General features: G+C 42.0%; 16 protein-coding genes. 12 read left to right on the plus strand and 4 right to left on the minus strand.

Translation table 11 applies throughout. From position 1 onward, the window contains the following. The first annotated feature begins 159 nt into the window (after positions 1 to 159). On the plus strand, positions 160 to 1752 hold the full coding sequence (gene gshA, locus CCS02_RS09475; protein ID WP_100636409.1) for a glutamate--cysteine ligase: 1593 nt from the start codon (positions 160 to 162) through the stop codon (positions 1750 to 1752). Positions 1753 to 1821: 69 nt separating this feature from the next. Here the strand turns inward: gshA and yihA are convergent, their stop codons facing one another. Beyond that, on the minus strand, positions 1822 to 2466 hold the full coding sequence (gene yihA / locus CCS02_RS09480) for a ribosome biogenesis GTP-binding protein YihA/YsxC (protein ID WP_100636410.1): 645 nt from the start codon (positions 2464 to 2466) through the stop codon (positions 1822 to 1824). 324 nt (positions 2467 to 2790) lie between these two features. On the opposite strand from yihA, the gene CCS02_RS09485 reads away from it, so the two are divergent. The 10 genes from CCS02_RS09485 to CCS02_RS09530 all read left to right on the plus strand — a co-directional run bounded on the left by CCS02_RS09485 (position 2791) and on the right by CCS02_RS09530 (position 12221). Further along, positions 2791 to 3411 carry a thiol:disulfide interchange protein DsbA/DsbL gene (locus tag CCS02_RS09485; RefSeq protein ID WP_072838959.1) on the plus strand — a complete coding sequence of 207 codons (621 nt, stop codon included), beginning with the start codon at positions 2791 to 2793 and terminating at the stop codon, positions 3409 to 3411. A 15-nt stretch (positions 3412 to 3426) separates the two neighbouring features. Continuing rightward, a complete protein-coding gene (locus CCS02_RS09490; protein ID WP_100636411.1) occupies positions 3427 to 4953 on the plus strand; it encodes a GGDEF domain-containing protein in 1527 nt (508 codons plus the stop codon). 174 nt (positions 4954 to 5127) lie between these two features. Beyond that, positions 5128 to 5883: a bifunctional demethylmenaquinone methyltransferase/2-methoxy-6-polyprenyl-1,4-benzoquinol methylase UbiE gene (gene ubiE / locus CCS02_RS09495; RefSeq protein ID WP_100186624.1), complete on the plus strand. Its 756-nt coding sequence runs from the start codon at positions 5128 to 5130 to the stop codon at positions 5881 to 5883. Positions 5884 to 5885: 2 nt separating this feature from the next. Then, positions 5886 to 7529, plus strand: coding sequence for a ubiquinone biosynthesis regulatory protein kinase UbiB (gene ubiB, locus CCS02_RS09500; protein WP_100186623.1), 1644 nt, complete (start codon positions 5886 to 5888; stop codon positions 7527 to 7529). A 16-nt stretch (positions 7530 to 7545) separates the two neighbouring features. Next, positions 7546 to 7878 (plus strand): phosphoribosyl-ATP diphosphatase, encoded by a 333-nt coding sequence (locus CCS02_RS09505; RefSeq protein WP_072838955.1) that lies wholly within the window; start codon positions 7546 to 7548, stop codon positions 7876 to 7878. 16 nt (positions 7879 to 7894) lie between these two features. Next, complete coding sequence (gene tatA / locus CCS02_RS09510) at positions 7895 to 8113, plus strand: Sec-independent protein translocase subunit TatA (RefSeq protein ID WP_072838954.1); 219 nt, start codon at positions 7895 to 7897, stop codon at positions 8111 to 8113. A 3-nt stretch (positions 8114 to 8116) separates the two neighbouring features. Further along, complete coding sequence (gene tatB, locus CCS02_RS09515; protein ID WP_084122239.1) at positions 8117 to 8578, plus strand: Sec-independent protein translocase protein TatB; 462 nt, start codon at positions 8117 to 8119, stop codon at positions 8576 to 8578. 36 nt (positions 8579 to 8614) lie between these two features. Next, the gene (gene tatC, locus CCS02_RS09520) at positions 8615 to 9391 is read left to right on the plus strand and encodes a twin-arginine translocase subunit TatC (protein ID WP_011978570.1); all 777 of its coding nucleotides are present in this window, start codon (positions 8615 to 8617) and stop codon (positions 9389 to 9391) included. 232 nt (positions 9392 to 9623) lie between these two features. Further along, entirely contained in the window at positions 9624 to 11747 is a 2124-nt protein-coding gene (locus CCS02_RS09525) for a pectinesterase family protein (RefSeq protein ID WP_100636412.1), read from the plus strand. A 90-nt stretch (positions 11748 to 11837) separates the two neighbouring features. Further along, positions 11838 to 12221 carry a hypothetical protein gene (locus CCS02_RS09530; RefSeq protein WP_157807985.1) on the plus strand — a complete coding sequence of 128 codons (384 nt, stop codon included), beginning with the start codon at positions 11838 to 11840 and terminating at the stop codon, positions 12219 to 12221. A 14-nt stretch (positions 12222 to 12235) separates the two neighbouring features. Here CCS02_RS09530 and dtd read toward each other — a convergent pair whose 3' ends face one another. The 3 genes from dtd to thiI form a co-directional block, all read right to left on the minus strand. Continuing rightward, complete coding sequence (gene dtd, locus CCS02_RS09535) at positions 12236 to 12670, minus strand: D-aminoacyl-tRNA deacylase (RefSeq protein WP_100186620.1); 435 nt, start codon at positions 12668 to 12670, stop codon at positions 12236 to 12238. 156 nt (positions 12671 to 12826) lie between these two features. Then, positions 12827 to 14647: a translational GTPase TypA gene (gene typA, locus CCS02_RS09540; RefSeq protein ID WP_072838950.1), complete on the minus strand. Its 1821-nt coding sequence runs from the start codon at positions 14645 to 14647 to the stop codon at positions 12827 to 12829. 248 nt (positions 14648 to 14895) lie between these two features. Beyond that, on the minus strand, positions 14896 to 16347 hold the full coding sequence (gene thiI / locus CCS02_RS09545; RefSeq protein WP_100636414.1) for a tRNA uracil 4-sulfurtransferase ThiI: 1452 nt from the start codon (positions 16345 to 16347) through the stop codon (positions 14896 to 14898). A gap of 329 nt (positions 16348 to 16676) precedes the next feature. On the opposite strand from thiI, the gene glnA reads away from it, so the two are divergent. Further along, on the plus strand, positions 16677 to 18083 hold the full coding sequence (gene glnA, locus CCS02_RS09550; protein WP_100186618.1) for a glutamate--ammonia ligase: 1407 nt from the start codon (positions 16677 to 16679) through the stop codon (positions 18081 to 18083). Positions 18084 to 18216 lie beyond the last annotated feature (133 nt).

The following is an 18216-nucleotide window of genomic DNA, read 5'->3' on the forward strand; positions in this document are numbered from 1 at the left end:
ATATTTTTTGTCGTGCCCTTGCGCGACAAATTTCTTATATCTATGTTCTAGAAGTCAGCATTTTTTGTGCATGGGGTATCTGTTGCTTGCTGCGAATCAGCTCTGCCGAGTACAATCCCTGAAATTCAATTTTGCCTTATTCAATAGAAGGAAGACTTCTTGACCACCTTAACCGATGCTTTGCAAGCGCTGGCAACTCATTGCCAGCAAGCCGCGACGACTTCTGCACTCACCTTTCATCGTGGCGTAGAACGAGAAGCGCTACGAGTTGACCGAACTGAAGGCCACATCTCGCATAAGCCTCACCCGAAAGCATTGGGCTCGGCACTGACTCATAGCTCCATCACAACGGATTATTCCGAATCTTTGATGGAATTTATTACTGGCGTTCACCCAAGCGTTGAAGGTGTCATTAAAGAGCTAGAAGACATTCATAACTTGGTTAACCACGAACTATATAAGCAAGACGAATGTTTGTGGCCGGCCAGTATGCCTTGTTATTTAGCGGGTAACGAAGATGTTCCTATCGCGTATTATGGCGAATCAAACACTGGTAAGCTAAAACGCGTTTACCGCGAAGGTCTGTCTAATCGTTATGGTCGTATCATGCAATGTATCGCTGGCATGCATTACAACTTCTCTTTTGATAAGGACTTCTGGTCTTTCTTGGAAAGCTACAAAGGCAAATCCAATCTTTCAAAAGCTGAAAAACAAGCGTTTCAATCAGACAGCTATTTTGCTTTGATCCGTAACTTCCGTCGTAGCTCTTGGATGCTATCGCTGTTGTTCGGTGCATCACCCGCTATTGATGAAAGCTTTTTACCGAAAAAGCCTGACAGCCTAGATAAATTAGAAAAGAACACTTGGTTTGGCCCAAAAGCCACCTCACTTCGCATGAGTGATCTTGGTTATCAAAATAAGGCTCAAGCCGATTTATATGTATGTTACAACGAAGTTGAAACCTACATCAGCACGGTAAAAAAAGCCCTACAGACACCTTATCAGCACTACCAAGACATAGGTGTGAAAGTCGATGGACAATATCGCCAACTTAATAGCAATTTATTGCAGATCGAAAACGAGTATTACAGCGACATTCGCCCTAAACGCGTCACGCAACCTGGCGAACACCCAAGTGCAGCCCTGCATGCCAGAGGCGTTGAATACATTGAAGTTCGCATTATGGATCTAGATCCAAGCTCTTCTATCGGCATGCAATCTTCGACCTTGTATTTTATTGATGTATTCCTGCTTTACTGCATGTTACGTGGCGATGAGCGACTAGGCAGTGCTGAATGCAGTCAACTTCGTAAAATGCAGCAAGAAATTGCATCCCATGGTCGTGACCTAGACATGGACTTTGATTTTGGCCAAGGTCCAACTAAGCTTCGTACGAAAGCAAAAGACATGCTGAACTCACTCGCAGAAGTTGCTGAATTTTTGTCTAATAAAACAGGCAATCCGGCTTACAAACACGCAGTAGAAGTTCAACGAGAAAAATTAAGCAATGAAACGCTACTGCCTTCCGCTCAGCTACTTGAGCGCAGCAAGGCACAACAAGGCTATCAAAATGCCATGTTAATGCTATCAAAAGAACAGCAAACAGAATGGATGTCTCGCCCTTTATCCGATGAACTGACTCGTGAGTTTATGGAAAAAGCAGAACGCTCGTTACGAGATCAAGAAGCGATTGAGGCGGCAGATGAAGTGGACTTTGATACCTTCCTCGCGGCTTATTTGACACCGCAGTAAATCAAGTTTTTAGAACTGGTAGACATAAAAAAAGCCTCATACGAGGCTTTTTTTACTTTCTTCATATCATTATGCGTTTGGCGAAACTGGAATCTCTTCAAGATTATCAAGCACTAGCCATTCAGCGAGCTTGATACGCAAAACATCCACACCATCGCCATTCAAAGAGGAGAAAGTCTGAACTGAACCATCAACACCTAGGGTTTTAAGAACCTTCTGCACAGCCAACATAGTGGATTTAGCTGGTCCACGTTTTAGCTTGTCAGACTTGGTTAACAGCACATGAACTTTCATGCGATTTGATTTTGCCCAATCCAGCATCATTTCATCAAATTCTTTTAATGGATGACGAATGTCCATTACCAAGACAACACCTGCTAAAGAACGACGATTCATCAAGTAATCTTGCATATGTGCTTGCCAGACTTTTTTCATGGCAATTGGCACTTTAGCGAAGCCGTAACCTGGAAGGTCAATTAGACGACGATCATCAACATTCAATCCAAAACAGTTAATCAACTGAGTTCGACCTGGCGTTTTTGAGGTACGCGCCAATTTCTTTTGATTCGTAAGAGTATTTAGCGCTGTAGATTTACCAGCATTTGAGCGACCTGCAAATGCGACCTCAACACCTTGGTCTAAAGGACATTGAGAAAGTTTCTCAGCACTCTTAATGAAGTGCGCGGATTGGAAAGTGGAGTCAAAAGGGGTCATAAGTTGATATTCGTCAATAGATTCGGATTTGCATTCAGGTTTGTTTCAATTGCTGTATATAATGCCAGCAAACGCGAAAATATGCCATGTTAAACTCGATAAGCTACCTCAATCTGGGTAAATGAACACAATTGAGACAAGGATTTACAAAACACGACAAATAACAGCCGGACAATAAGCGTCATAGATGTAAGTTTTATGTAAACTTACTGGAAAATTAGAACCTTAAGTCTTTGATGGAATCGTATTCTGTTGTAATTCTGTGCATGATGTAAGAATACCTTTGTAAATTAACATGACTATAAATACGACTAGGAGTAATCCATGATAAAGCTGTTTTCAGCGCTGATACTTTCCCTACTTATCCCACTGACTGCTGCTGCCGCTGAATACAGTGACGGTAATGGTTATACAACTATAAAAACGCCAGTTCGCACTAGTGACCCTAGTAAGATCGAAGTTACTGAAATTTTTTGGTACGGATGCCCACATTGCTACAAACTAGAACCTATCACTCAAGCTTGGAAAAAAAATCTACCAAACGATGTTGATTTCAAATTCTTGCCAGCTGTGTTCGGTCGAGGTTGGTTAGCACATGCAAAAGCCTTCTATGTCGCCGATCTACTTGGTATAGAAGATAAAATTCGCGCAGATCTTTTTAATGCTATCCATGTTGAACACCGTAATCTAAACTCTGAAGACGCACTTGCTGCTTTCTTTTCAAACTATGGTGTTAGTGAAGATGAATTTCGTAAGCAATTCAATTCTTTTGCTGTGAATAGCCGCCTTAGCCAAGCCGATGCAAAAATACGTGCCTACGGCGCTCGCGGTGTACCAGGAATAATCGTAAACGGTAAATACTTGGTAAGCGCTGAAACTGCAAATGGCAATGAAAATATCTACAAAGTTGTTGATTTTCTTATCGAAAAAGAACGTCAGAAATAATAAAAATGAGGCGATATGACGGAATCATCGAGTGACAAACTGATAGAAGCGTTACGTAAAGCAGTTTCCAGAACCAGTATGCTAGCTGAAGGGAATGACCCAGAGCTTGATTCCGTTGTTCGCCAAATTCGCCAAGTTATAACCAAAGGAGCGGATGCCCAAGAAATACAAGATGTGCTTAATAATGCAGAACCGCTGCTAATCAAAAGTGATGAAGCCCAAAGCAGCCGAGCTAAACAGGTTAGAAGTACGTTACAAGAACTTATCGATCTGCTTGAAAAACAAGACAGCAAAAGAGTCCCTCAGAACGAGAAAAAAGAACTTGAAGCCCAAATACGTCTACACTGGCAAACTCCATCTAAATGGCCTCATCTTTTAAAAGGCTTTTTGTCGTTGGCTGAGAAAACATTGACCCAAACAGAGTCAAGCCAACCTAAAAGCTCACTTTTCAGACGGTTTTTCAATCGAGATCTAGAAACGAAATCACAGAAAAATGATCAAGAAATCATGATTCAAATTAGCCACACACTTGCTGGGCTCATGAATAACTTATCATTACCGAGTCATTACGACGAAGACATTGTCGACTTAAAAAAAGCACTTTTAGGCAACGACAACCTCCAACAGCTTCCTGGACTACTTGATGAAGCTATTAACTTAATAATGATCGCTATCGGCAAAACACAAGAAAGTCTGACTAACTATCTTAATCAGTTAAATAAGCAACTTGCCAGTATCAACGAATCCATCTCCAGCAGTTATCACTCACAGAAATCGCTATCTGTGAGTCGCGAAGGCTTTAACAACAAGCTACAAAAACAAGTTACAGACACATCACAAGCAGTTCAGAGCGCCAACGATTTAGAAAGCCTAAAAACACTTATTAACAATAGACTGTCGACTATTTCAAGCACCATGACCGAATACAAGACGCAAATGGTAGAGCAGGAAAAACACGCCAATCAATCCATCTCCTTACTTAAAAATAAAGTAACGCGAATGGAAAAAGATACGGTGTCACTTCGCTCATTACTGCAAGAAAAGCTCGCTCAAGCAATGACAGATTCATTGACTGACCTACCAAACCGAACCGCTTACCAAGATGCTATTTTGCCCTTATGCAAAATCATGCAAAAAACTCAAAAACCCATTTGCTTAGCAGTCTGCGATATCGACCATTTTAAAAAAGTGAATGATACTTGGGGGCATCTTGCTGGCGACAAAGTATTACGCCTCGTACCAAAACAAATACGTAGCGCTCTATTAAAAGAAGATCTTATGTTTCGTTACGGCGGCGAAGAATTTGTTATCGCTTTTCCAGATACTACTTTGGTACAAGCCATCGAACGTGCTGAAGCTATTCGACTTGCGGTAGCCAAAACTCCATTCAATATGCAGGGCGAGCCAGTATCGATTTCCATCTCAATTGGTATTGCAGAACTTCACACACAAGAAAACCCAGAATCTTTATTCGCTAGAGCTGACAAACAACTCTATATGGCTAAAGAAGCAGGACGAAATAGAGTCATGGCGAATAAATAGTTTAGGTAAAGCAGTACCAGAGCTTTGCTGTCGCGGTTACAATAACCACTTACATTGAACGCAACGCTGTCAAACAACGATAAAGCGATTAAATTAGGCTTTTCAATAGGCTCCCAATAAAGCTTTTCAATAAAGAGAATGGCGAGCGATGCCGCCACTAGGATGAAGTAGTTTATGCAAGACGATCAGAAAACAACCACCGACTTTGGCTTCAAAGAAATCCCAACAGATGAAAAAGTGAAAGCCGTCGCACAAGTTTTTCATTCCGTAGCTGCCAAATACGACATTATGAATGATTTGATGTCCGGTGGTATTCATCGTCTATGGAAGCGACACACTATTAGCCAATCAGGCGTTCGTGCTGGCAACAGCGTGCTAGATATCGCCGGCGGCACAGGTGATTTGACGGTTAAATTTTCTCGCCTTGTGGGTAGCGAAGGACAAGTCATTCTAGCGGATATTAATGACTCAATGCTGAAAGTTGGTCGTGACAAGCTCGCCAATCAAGGCATTGTTGGTAACGTGAAATTTGTTCAAGCCAATGCCGAAGCACTGCCCTTTCCTGACGATACTTTCGACTGCATTACCATTGCCTTTGGTTTGCGCAATGTGACTGACAAATCCAAAGCGCTTGCTTCTATGTACCGTGTTCTGAAGCCAGGTGGCCGTTTATTAGTTCTGGAGTTTTCTAAACCAGAATCTGAGCTTTTATCACAAGTCTACGATCAATATTCTTTCCGCTTACTTCCAGCAATGGGCAAATTGATCGCGAATGATGCAGACAGTTACCGTTACCTTGCCGAATCAATTCGTATGCATCCAGATCAAGAAACTCTGAAAAGCATGATGGATGAAGTCGGATTTGAACGTACCAGCTACCAAAATTTAACGGGCGGCATTGTTGCGCTTCATAAAGGATTTAAATTTTAGCCATGTTGATCAGTACTTTTCGTTTACTGCGCATACTCTATACAGTAATGCGCTTTCGTCTTGATGTGTTTATTCCTTTCGCTCTTTTGCCTTGGTATATTCGTTACACTCTTGGTCTTGTTTGCTCCATTGGCCGCAAGCGCGCTAGTCAAAATAAAGGTGAGCGACTTCGTCTGGCTCTGGAAAGCCTTGGCCCTATCTTTGTTAAGTTCGGACAAATATTATCAACACGCCGAGATTTACTAGACGATGATATCGCCGACGAGCTAGCAAAGCTGCAAGACAAAGTGCCTGCTTTTCCCGGCCATATCGCTCAAGCCATTGTCGAAAGAGATTTAAAAGCACCGGTTTCTGAACTGTTCGCTGAGTTTTCGGCAACGCCTTTGGCCTCTGCTTCTATTGCACAAGTTCATACTGCTAAATTGCATTCTGGCGAAGACGTAGTTGTTAAAGTCATTCGTCCGAAGATTGAAAAAACCATCAGTAAAGATATTAGTTTACTCTACACTTTGGCGCACCTTGTTGCTAATTTGAGCGCCGACGGTCGTCGCTTAAGACCTGTCGAAGTAGTAACAGATTACGAATATACCATTCTTGATGAACTGGATCTTGCCAAAGAAGCAGCCAATACGGGCTTATTACAGCGCAATTTTACCAATTCAGAATTACTGTATGTGCCACAAGTCTATTGGGATTACAGTCATCGTAATGTCATGGTCATGGAACGTATCTCTGGCATTCCTGTAGCCGACATTGCAGCACTTAATAAAGCTAATGTCGACATGAAGTGCTTGGCAGAACGCGGTGTTGAAATCTTTTTCACCCAAGTTTTCTCGCACAGTTTTTTCCATGCCGACATGCATCCAGGCAATATCTTTGTAGATGCCACTAATCCACAGAAACCCAAATATATCGCTATTGACTGCGCCATTATGGGCAGCCTAGATGACGCAGACAAAAGTTACTTAGCACGTAACCTATTAGCGTTTTTCCAGCGAGATTATCGTTTAGTTGCAGAACTTCATGTTGAAAGCGGCTGGGTTCCTAAAGGTACGCCGGTACATGCCTTTGAGTCTGCTATTCGCAGTGTTTGTGAACCTATGTTTGCTAAACCACTGAAAGACATTTCTTTTGGACAAGTACTGATTGGTTTATTCCAAACCGCACGTCGCTTTAATATGGAAGTGCAGCCACAGCTAGTTTTATTGGAAAAAACTCTACTCAATATTGAAGGTTTGGGCCGCCAGCTTTATCCGGACTTGGATCTATGGGTGACAGCTAAGCCATTCCTAGAACGCTGGATGCGAGAACAAATGGGGCCAAAACGCGTGATGGAAGAAGTACGCAAACAAGCTCCGCAGTGGGCAGGTCAATTACCACAAATTCCTAATTTGATTTTTACTGCGTTATCACAAATGTCGCACCAAGAAGAACGCATGCAGGCGCAGACCGAAGCTATTGATCAATTAGGTAAAGAATTAAAAAAAGGCCGACAAAATATACCCTTCAGATTGCTTGGGCTACTAAGCTTAGGTGCGGCTTGGATTATTACTGATCCTGCATCTTTAACGCATATAAAAGACGCCGATTTAACCAGTTTAGGACTGTTTTTAGTAGGAATTTACCTGCTTGTCTTAAAACCGTAACCTTTGAGAGACTATAATGAAATCCGATGTATTGGCTGAATTAGCAGCCACACTAGAACAACGTAAAGCCGCAGCAGCAGACTCTTCTTATGTTGCTAGTCTACACGCAAAGGGATTAAATAAGATCCTTGAGAAAGTAGGCGAAGAAAGCATTGAAACCATTATTGCGGCGAAAGACGCAGTGATCTCTGGTGATAAATCCGATTTGATTTATGAAACTGCAGATCTATGGTTTCACACACTTGTCATGTTATCTCATTTAGATATTGGCCCAGATGCTATACTTGATGAACTAGCACGCAGATTTAACTTGTCTGGCTTAGACGAAAAAGCCAGTCGTACCAAATAAGCAGTAGGAGTAATTTATGTTAGGTGGAATCAGTATTTGGCAATTATTAATTGTTTTAGCCATTTTAGTACTTATTTTTGGCACCAAAAAGCTTAAGAACCTTGGCTCTGATCTAGGTGGTGCTGTCAAAGGCTTTAAAGAAGCCGTCGACAAAGACACGGAAGCCGAAGACGAAAAAACCGCCCAGCATAAAGTAATTGATGCTGAAGTTAAAAAAGATGATAAGAGCGCCTAATCTGTGTTCGACATTGGCTTTTCTGAACTCCTTGTTGTTTTCGTAGTTGGTCTTTTAATTCTTGGCCCTGAACGTTTGCCTCATGCTGCAAAAACGGCGGGGCTATGGATTCGTAAAATTCGCCGCAGTATTAATTCAGTGCAAAGAGAAATTAATGCACAGCTGGATCATGAAGAGCTGCAACAGAAAATTAACGAGACCAATCAGCGCCTTCTAAAAGAAGGTCAGGCGATTCAAAATACCATAACGCCCTACCCTGAGGGTTACGACACTAAAAAAGATGCGCTTGAGCCCATTACCGCTGTGCAGTCAGCAGAAGAAAAAGCAGATACCGCAGCGGTGGAAAAAGAAGTGCTACTATCTACGGCTGACGAGTCAGAAACAATGGAAAAATCAGACTCAACTGAGACTCAAGCCATGGATGATATTAGAAAAACGACTGAAACAACTGCTTCTCGAACCTAATCATTATTTTAACAAAGCGCGGACATGTGACGCATTATGAGTACAGATTCTTCCAATCAAGCACCACTTGTCGCTCACCTTATCGAGCTAAGAAATCGTTTATTAAAGTGTGTTCTGGCAATACTTATCCTCTTTATTGGCTTGTATTCTTTTGCCAACGATTTATATCTGATTGTCTCTGAACCACTACGACTATTACTCCCGCCTGGCAGCTCGTTGATAGCAACAGAAGTAGCATCACCCTTTCTCGCGCCACTCAAGCTAACCTTTGCCGTCGCGGTACTAATATCGGTTCCCTATACTCTTTTTCAGGCTTGGTCGTTTATTGCGCCTGCTCTGTATAAAAACGAGAAACAAATTGCGATTCCACTATTGGTTTCCAGTATCTTTCTTTTTTATGCTGGTGTTCTGTTTGCTTACTACGTTGTCTTGCCACTTATCTTCGGCTTTTTCACGACAGTAGGGCCTGGCGAAGTGACCGTTATGACGGACATTAATAACTACCTAAACTTTGTCTTAAAACTATTCTTTGCTTTCGGCGTAACCTTTGAAATCCCTGTTGCCACCTACTTACTTATTAAAGCGGGTGTCACAACAGTTGCGACGCTATCCAAAAAACGTCCTTATATTTTTCTAGGTTGTTTTGTTGTTGGCATGCTCATTACGCCACCCGATATTTTTTCGCAGACCTTGCTGGCCATCCCAATGTGGATGCTATTCGAACTTGGACTTATTGCTGGCCGCACAGTAAAAGTTGTGGTTGATGGGAGTGAAGAAAAAGAAGAGAGTGAAAGGTCCAAAGCAAGCCAATAACAACCTCCCCTTGTTCACGCACTACACATAAGACGCTTAAGATTAATCTCTTAAGCGTCTTTTTGTTGTTATGAGGAAAATATTTATAAAAATGAAATAATTTTATAAAACACTGTTTCATTTATATCTACTCGGCTATATTCTTACCTTGAACAAAAATTGAGCTTTATAAAAAGCTATTAAAGCACTACTTCACTCCATCAAGACAAGAATAAAAATGTGAGGGAAAACAATGAAACACTCTGTTGCAATAGGCTTAGTTGCCACTGTTGGCGCGCTTCTGTCATTTCAATCTCATGCGACCAGTTTGTACCAAGCTGTCGTATCATCCACACCAAAAGCTGGTGAGTACGGCAGCATCAAGGATGCTCTTCAGAATGCACCAGAAGATAAAAGCACTTACAGCATATATATCAAACCAGGCCTATATAACGAACAAATCATTATTGACCGCGATAATGTGCACTTTATTGGCGCAGGACGAGATAGAACCATCATTGCCAAAGCTATTGCTGCAGGCATGAAAGGTGATAATGGCAAGAACATTGGCACTTCAGGTAGTCGAGTAGTTGAAATCAACGGCAAAGACTTCACTGCTCAGTCTCTTACCATCCGTAACGACTTTGACTATCTGACTAATGACAGCAAAGCAAAAGACGATCCAAGTAAAATCAAGCAAACTCAAGCCGTCGCTTTACTACTTGGTAAAAAAAGCGACCGATCAGCATTTTATGACGTATCTCTAGAAGGCTTCCAAGATACCTTTTACAGCAAAGGGGGCAGAAGCTATTTCAATAACTCCCGTATCAGCGGCACTGTTGATTTTATTTTCGGAAACGGCTTAGTTATTTTTGATAACAGCGACATTGTCGCTCGTTACCGTCCAAACCAAGAACTCCCTTTAGGCTATTTAACAGCCCCAAGCACCAATGAAGAACGGGCCTTTGGCTTAGTCTTCATCAATAGCCGCTTAATAAAAGAAGACAACCGCGTTCCAGCAGCTAGTTATGCTCTTGGTCGCCCTTGGCACCCAACTACTACTTTTCAAGATGGTCGTTATGCCGATCCCTTTGCCATGGGTTCAACCACCTTTATCAATACGGAGATGGATGATCACATCTATGGCTGGGATAAAATGCACGGTAAAGATATAAATGGAGAATCTATTTGGTTTACACCAGAAGATGGTGCACGTTTTAGTGAATACAAGAGCTATGGATCTGGCGCCTCAAAAGAGGGTTATCGCCCTCAATTAAGCGATAACGACGCGACTAAATTTACTATCGAGAACATGCTTGATGGCTGGCAACCAATTTTTTTGGCTGCCCAGAACACAACTGTTAAAGGCATTGTAAGCGCCCATCTAATGAATTTTCCAGCCCAAATAACCTTGAGCGACCAATACGGTAGAAAAGCTTCAACCACTACGGATAAACATGGAGCTTATCAACTTAAAATAAAAGACTTCATCCCACCATTTGTCGTCTCCGCGGCCGAACAGAACACTGACTGTTTAAGTAATAACACATTACGCGGAATATGCATGGCAGCTCTTTATGCTCCGACCAAGCCACAACTCGAGCAAAACATTAATTTCAATATTAATCCGTTTAGTGACCTGATTTTATCGGATACCGCAACGGCATCGGGTTACTTAGGCCCTCAACAAGTTATATCCTCACCAAAACTACCACTCATTTTTTCTGCAGAAGAATATGCTTCATCTGTAGCACGTTTTCACCAAGGATTTGATAACAGCTTACATGATTTAGGATTGCCAAAACATTTCGATCCCGTGCAATATGAGCCACAATGGCAACCAGCATTTGCTCAGTTAACGCAATGGTTATGGAGCAATAGAAATTATCAGACCAAGGTTGGTGAAGTTGCTGATAGCACTCTAATGGATCGTTTTTTTCAGCCTCTACTCGTCCCTGATTTACAAGGCAAAGTAGCAGCGTTTGACCTTAGTGCTATCCAGAAAAGGCAGCAACAAGTAGATACTGTTCCACATAGAGTATTTATTATTGGCGACTCGACAGCATCAAACTATCCGCAAGCCGTTGCACCTCGAATGGGCTGGGGGCAAACCTTCCAAGAGAATTTTGACACTCAAAAAGTACAAGTTATTAATGGTGCACAATCCGGTCGTAGCTCTCGCTCATATTATAATCAAGGTTGGTTTCGCTACCTCAGTAGTATGATGCACTCTGGAGATTATTTACTTATTCAATTTGGTCACAATGACGAAAAATGTGACGCGAGCAGCGCCGGACGCGGTCCATACGATGTCGCTAACACCTGTACCTACCCGAATAATGCGGATGGTCAAATACAAGCCCCAGCTGGGCAATAAAGCCTTTCATTCCAGCGCTCACTGGAGTTTTTTATTGACTATGCCAAGTCACATCAAATCACACCGGTTTTATTAACGCCCGTGACTAGAATGAAAACGATGAAAGGAAAAAATGAATTCACCGTCGTATCTACTCATTTTACGACACAAAACAGCACGAAGGGATTTGCTTTTACTGGCAACTATAGCCAAACAATTAAAGACACAGCCCAAGCCAACAATATTGCTTTATTAGATATAGAAATACGCTCCATAGAACTTGCTAATACATTAGGAGAAGAAAACTGGAAAGACTATTGGCTCGCTGTCGATCCAATAAAATTCCCTTATTACAAAGACCGTGCAGGTCGATTAGACAAACCTGATATTACCCATTTTCAAGAAAAAGGGGCGAAAGCGGTTGCTAAATTAATCGCCAAAGAAATTCGTCAAACACCAAAATTAAAGACACTATCAGACTCGACAATCGATTAATCCAGCATAAGGATCTAATCTAACATAAAAGTAACAGGGCCATCATTGGTAAAAGAGACTTTCATATCAGCACCAAAACGCCCTGTTTCAACCTTACTGTATTGAGCACGCACTTTATTCACAAAGTCATTAAATAAACGCTCTCCTTCTTCGGGAATGGCTGCAGTGGAAAACCCTGGACGCAAACCTTTCTTGGTTTCAGCAGCCAAGGTAAATTGCGATACCAGTAACACTCCACCACCAACCTGCTGGACATTCAGGTTCATCTTACCCTCTGCATCACCAAACATACGGTATTTCAACAGTTTATCGGCCAATCGCTGTGTATCTGCTTCTGTATCGCCTTTTTCTATGCCAACCAACACGAGCTGTCCGTGGTCAATCGCACCAATGGTTTCACCATCAACAACAACGCATGCGCTTAAGGCTCGCTGTATCAAGACTTTCATCGCTTTCTCCCTATATTTGCCAATGCTTACTAAGGTCAATAAGACAAATAACTTTAACAAAGTCCAGAAAAAACAAAAGCGCCCGAAGGCGCTTCTGTCGCTCACGAATTCATTTACATGAATTCATTTGCTGCTGCTCTTTTTAAAGAATAGCTATTACTTACGACCAGCGCGTTTACGCTCGTTTTCAGTCAATAATTTTTTACGAATACGGATGCTTTCTGGTGTTACTTCTACCAATTCATCGTCTTCGATAAACTCAAGCGCTTGCTCAAGTGTATGACGAATAGGCGGAGTCAACGTCAAGGCTTCATCTGTACCAGAGGCACGCATGTTAGTTAACTGCTTACCTTTAACTGGGTTAACAGTTAAGTCATTATCACGTGAGTGAAGACCGATAACTTGACCTTCGTATACTTCAACCGCATGACCCAAGAATAAACGACCACGGCTTTGTAGGTTAAACAAAGCGAACGCTGCTGTTTTACCAGTAACCATACTGATCAATACACCATTCTGGCGGCTACCAACATCACCTTCTTTTACTGGACCATAATGGTCAAATACGCTGGTCATAATACCAGAGCCAGAAGTTAGTGTTAGGAACAAGCCACGGAAACCGATCAAACCACGAGAAGGCGTCATGAACTCAAGACGAACACGACCTTTACCATCTGGCTCCATGTTAGTTAACTCAGCTTTACGCAAGCCAAGTTCTTCCATGATAGAACCTTGATGCTGCTCTTCAACGTCGATAACTACTAGTTCAAATGGTTCGTGAATTTTGCCGTCCACTTCTTTTTTAACTACTTCAGGACGAGAAACTCCCATCTCAAAGCCTTCACGACGCATAGTTTCGATCAATACAGAAAGGTGAAGCTCACCACGACCAGAAACGATGAACTTATCAGGTGTTTCGCCTTGGCGAACACGCAACGCTACGTTGTGGATAAGCTCACGATCAAGACGATCTGAGATATTACGAGTGGTAATGTATTTACCTTCTTTACCAGCAAACGGAGAGTCGTTAACCATGAAGGTCATGCTTACTGTTGGCTCATCTACAGACAATGCAGGCAAAGCTTCAACACAAGCAGGATCACACAAAGTATCAGAGATACTTAGGCCATCGATACCAGTAATACAAACGATGTCACCCGCAGAGGCTTTATCAGTATCAACACGCGCTAGACCGTGGTAACCCTTAACGTTCAAGACTTTGCCTTTACGCTCTTTACCGTCTGCAGATTTTACAACTACTTGCTGGTTTGGAGACAAGCTACCACGTGTGATACGGCCTACACCGATAACACCAACATAGCTGTCGTAATCCAATGCAGAAACCTGCATTTGGAAAGTCCCCTCAGGATCAACGTTTGGTACAGGAACGCTATCAAGAATCATTTGGTAAAGTGGCGTCATGTCTTCTGCCATATTTTCTGGATCATTACCAGAAATACCATTGATTGCAGAAGCATAGATAACAGGGAAATCTAGCTGCTCTTCGGTTGCACCAAGGCTGTCGAACAAATCAAAAACCTGATCCATAACCCAATCAGGACGAGCGCCTGGACGGTCAATTTTGTTGATAACAACAATAGGACGTAGGCCACGTTCAAATGCTTTTGATGTTACAAAACGAGTTTGTGGCATTGGACCATCAACTGCGTCAACTAACAACAATACAGAATCAACCATAGATAATACGCGCTCAACCTCACCACCGAAGTCAGCGTGTCCAGGTGTATCTACGATATTAATACGGTAATCGTGCCACATAATTGACGTATTTTTCGCCAAAATGGTGATGCCACGTTCTTTCTCTTGATCGTTAGAGTCCATGATTCGTTCAGAACCTTGATCTTTACGATCTAGTGTGCCAGATTGGCTTAATAGCTGATCAACCAAGGTAGTTTTACCATGGTCAACGTGGGCAATAATAGCTACGTTACGTAACTTATTGATATCATTAGACATTTATAGTTCTCTGCATTTAGCGTGAGCAAAAAGATATACCGCCGCTTGATACGGGCAGGTATGCTCTTCAAGCGTCTCGGATCTTGGTGCGGGGTAAAATTGGCGCAATTGTACTCTTATATTGATAAATATCCCATAAAAGTGACAAAAAAAGTCCACAAAAATACTTCAATAAAGTAACAATGCGCTTTCATATAAAACGATAACATTCATATACTACAAAAATGCTACGGTTCATTAGTACTTAATTAAGGTAAATAAATACCTACGTTTTCATGCCCTTTACCAAGTAAGTAAGAGGCATGCATACGACTCATGACACCTTTGCCACAATAGAGCAAATGAGTCACATTTTTCTCTAATTCAGCCCAATTAGATTCCAGTGCAAAAAATGGAATCACTTTGACAGGACGACCACTTACTTTTAAAGGTCGATTGCTTGCTTCATCGGGATGACGAATATCAATAATCACTTCATCACCCACTGGCATACGCACAACAGGTACTTCACCCTGATACTGCTTAGCCACATCGTCCATCACATTTTGAATAGACATAACCTGAGCGTTGCCAATCGCTTGTTCTAATACAGCAAAATCAAAATTGGTCTCTTGCTTCTCTACACGGTGCATTTTAGCGCGAGTAGTTGGCTTAACAGAAATAACACCACAAAACTCAGGCATACTGGCCGCAAAAGGTGCAGTACCGATTTCTATGGCCTTGTCTATGATGACCTGCTTATTCGTAGTGATCAAAGGACGAAGCACTAGCTCTTCAGTCACCTGGTCGATTACCTTTAAATTCATCAAGGTTTGGCTGGATACCTGAGCAACACTTTCTCCCGTCACCAAAGCTTTCGCTCCGACTTCTGTCATTAGCTGAGAAGCAGCACGCAACATCATACGTTTTAGAATCACCCCCATCTCTGCGTTATCGACTTTGGTTAAGATCTCGCCAACAACCGCCTCGAAAGGCACAGTGATGAATTTAACATTTAACGCCGAACCGTATTTCTCCCAAATGAAGTTGGAAACTTGTTTTACGCCGATTTCATGCGCATCACCGCCAAGATTAAAAAAGCAAAAGTGCGTTTTCAATCCTCGGCTCATCGTTAAAAAAGAGCTAACAGTAGAATCGTATCCACCAGACATTAATGACAACACAGAATCTTGCGACCCAAGCGGATAACCACCAAGACCTTCTTCACGTTGTTCGATCATCCATACTCGGTTATCACGAATATCAATGGGCACTAATACTTCGGGATTGTTTAAGCGAACAGCCAAAGCACCACAACGTGCTTTTAAGCAGCCACCAATATGTCTTTCTGCATCAACCGAAGTAAAGTCATGATGTCCGACACGTTTAACCCTAACCGCAAACACGGCATCTTTAATAACATCACCATAAGAAACAATAGCCTGTTCTACAATGTCATCAAGATCAACTAATGGAAATTCACGGACGAATTGAAAATGAGCAATGCCTGCTATATTAGAAAGTGACTGTATAAAATCTTCTCGTAATTCATCCCTATCGGAAAACACTTCAATAAAATCCCAATTGCCAGAAACAACTACATCGGCATCATGCTTTTTAAGAACCAACTTAACATTATGTCGAAGCTGTTTAATAAAAGCCTTTCTAACTGGACGACTTTTAATGGTGATTTCTGCAAAAAACTTAACAATAAATTTCATAGGGGTTGCGATTTATACCGGATATTTGAAAGGCGCATAGTATAAAGAAAAGCCCGTAGATACGAAAACGCTAAATTCGCACCAATACGGAACAAAATGCCGCGCAAGCGATCCAAAGTGGTGCATATTAACTTTTTTAAAGGCTAGATTTAGCCACCATTGAGTGCGCCATTTAATTAATAATGCTTATCCTATTGTAATATAAGGAATTATTAGACCGCACAAAATTCTGGCACAAGTTATGCTTTGTATTCGTCAAATGGCGCTTTATATTGAAGCACCCTATAAACGAAAATTAATTTCGCTTTAACTACGACTGGAGAACAACTATGTCAAACAAGACCCTTGCCTTGATTGCTGAGCATGACGCGAAGTGGGTTGACCTTCGCTTTACCGACTTTAAAGGTAAAGAACAACACGTAACTATTCCAGCTATTACGGTAGATGAAGAGTTTTTTGAAAACGGTCAGATGTTTGATGGTTCATCCATTACTGGCTGGAAAGGCATCAACGAGTCTGACATGATCATGTCACCTCAAGATGATACCGCTGTTATGGATCCTTTCACTGAAGAGTCTACTGTAATTGTTCGCTGTAACGTTATTGAACCTTCTACTATGCAAGGCTACGATCGTGACCCACGCTCTGTTGCTCTTCGCGCAGAAGAGTTCCTTAAGTCAACAGGTCTTGGTGATACAGCTTTCTTTGGTCCAGAGCCAGAATTCTTCATCTTTGATGATGTAAAATGGAAAACTGACATGTCAGGTTGTTCTGTAGAGATCAACTCTGAAGAAGCAGCTTGGTCTTCTAACAAGAAGTTTGAAGGCGGCAACATGGGCCACCGTCCTTTCGTAAAAGGCGGCTATTTCCCAGTACCACCAGTTGATTCTCATCACGATCTTCGTGGCGCAATGTGTAACGCTATGGAAAGTATGGGTCTTGTAATTGAAGTTCACCACCACGAAGTGGCAACTGCTGGACAAAACGAAATCGGTGTTAAATTCAACACTCTAGTTAAAAAAGCAGACGAAGTTCAAATTCTTAAGTACTGCGTACACAACGTAGCTCACGCTTACGGTAAAACAGCGACTTTCATGCCTAAACCAATCGTTGGTGACAACGGTTCTGGTATGCACGTTCACCAGTCTTTCTGGAAGAACGGCGAAAACCAATTCGCTGGCGACCAGTACGCTGGCCTATCTGAAATGGCGCTTTACTACATCGGTGGTATCATCAAGCACGCTAAAGCATTGAACGCGTTCACTAACGCTTCAACTAACTCTTACAAGCGTCTTGTACCTCACTTCGAAGCTCCAGTAATGCTTGCATACTCTGCTCGCAACCGTTCTGCTTCTATTCGTATCCCATACGTAGCTAGCCCTAAAGGCAAACGTATTGAAGCTCGTTTCCCTGATCCAACCGCTAACCCATACCTAGCATTCGCAGCTATGTTGATGGCTGGTATCGACGGTATCAAAAACAAGATTCACCCTGGTGATGCAGCAGATAAAGATTTGTACGACCTTCCAGCTGAAGAAGCTCATGCAATTCCACAGGTTGCTGCTAGCCTAGAAGAAGCGCTTAAGTGCCTAGACGAAGATCGCGCATTCTTGACTCAAGGTGGCGTTTTCTCTGATGACATGATCAACGCTTACATCGAACTTAAAACAGCTGAAGCTCGTCGTGTATCTATGACGACTCACCCACTTGAGTTCGAACTTTACTACAGCGCTTAATATTTAAACTGCTAAGTAAACACTAAAGCCTCGACCTAGTTCGGGGCTTTTTTTTCACTAACGCTTTCTTAGTTTTTTATTGCCCAGCTTTTATAGATCTTTTTTGTACGACTTTATTTACACGGCTTTTCAT

The sequence above is a fragment of the Marinomonas sp. ef1 genome, from assembly GCF_002806845.1.
Lineage (GTDB): Bacteria > Pseudomonadota > Gammaproteobacteria > Pseudomonadales > Marinomonadaceae > Marinomonas > Marinomonas polaris.

Bases quoted from the DNA above. Each gene is read 5' to 3' on its own strand.
- yihA (WP_100636410.1), bottom strand. From the start codon at position 2,466: ATGACCCCTTTTGACTCCACTTTCCAATCCGCGCACTTCATTAAGAGT.
- CCS02_RS09485 (WP_072838959.1), top strand. From the start codon at position 2,791: ATGATAAAGCTGTTTTCAGCGCTGATACTTTCCCTACTTATCCCACTG.
- CCS02_RS09490 (WP_100636411.1), top strand. From the start codon at position 3,427: ATGACGGAATCATCGAGTGACAAACTGATAGAAGCGTTACGTAAAGCA.
- ubiE (WP_100186624.1), top strand. From the start codon at position 5,128: ATGCAAGACGATCAGAAAACAACCACCGACTTTGGCTTCAAAGAAATC.
- ubiB (WP_100186623.1), top strand. From the start codon at position 5,886: ATGTTGATCAGTACTTTTCGTTTACTGCGCATACTCTATACAGTAATG.
- CCS02_RS09505 (WP_072838955.1), top strand. From the start codon at position 7,546: ATGAAATCCGATGTATTGGCTGAATTAGCAGCCACACTAGAACAACGT.
- tatA (WP_072838954.1), top strand. From the start codon at position 7,895: ATGTTAGGTGGAATCAGTATTTGGCAATTATTAATTGTTTTAGCCATT.
- tatC (WP_011978570.1), top strand. From the start codon at position 8,615: ATGAGTACAGATTCTTCCAATCAAGCACCACTTGTCGCTCACCTTATC.
- CCS02_RS09525 (WP_100636412.1), top strand. From the start codon at position 9,624: ATGAAACACTCTGTTGCAATAGGCTTAGTTGCCACTGTTGGCGCGCTT.
- CCS02_RS09530 (WP_157807985.1), top strand. From the start codon at position 11,838: ATGAAAACGATGAAAGGAAAAAATGAATTCACCGTCGTATCTACTCAT.
- dtd (WP_100186620.1), bottom strand. From the start codon at position 12,670: ATGAAAGTCTTGATACAGCGAGCCTTAAGCGCATGCGTTGTTGTTGAT.
- typA (WP_072838950.1), bottom strand. From the start codon at position 14,647: ATGTCTAATGATATCAATAAGTTACGTAACGTAGCTATTATTGCCCAC.
- thiI (WP_100636414.1), bottom strand. From the start codon at position 16,347: ATGAAATTTATTGTTAAGTTTTTTGCAGAAATCACCATTAAAAGTCGT.
- glnA (WP_100186618.1), top strand. From the start codon at position 16,677: ATGTCAAACAAGACCCTTGCCTTGATTGCTGAGCATGACGCGAAGTGG.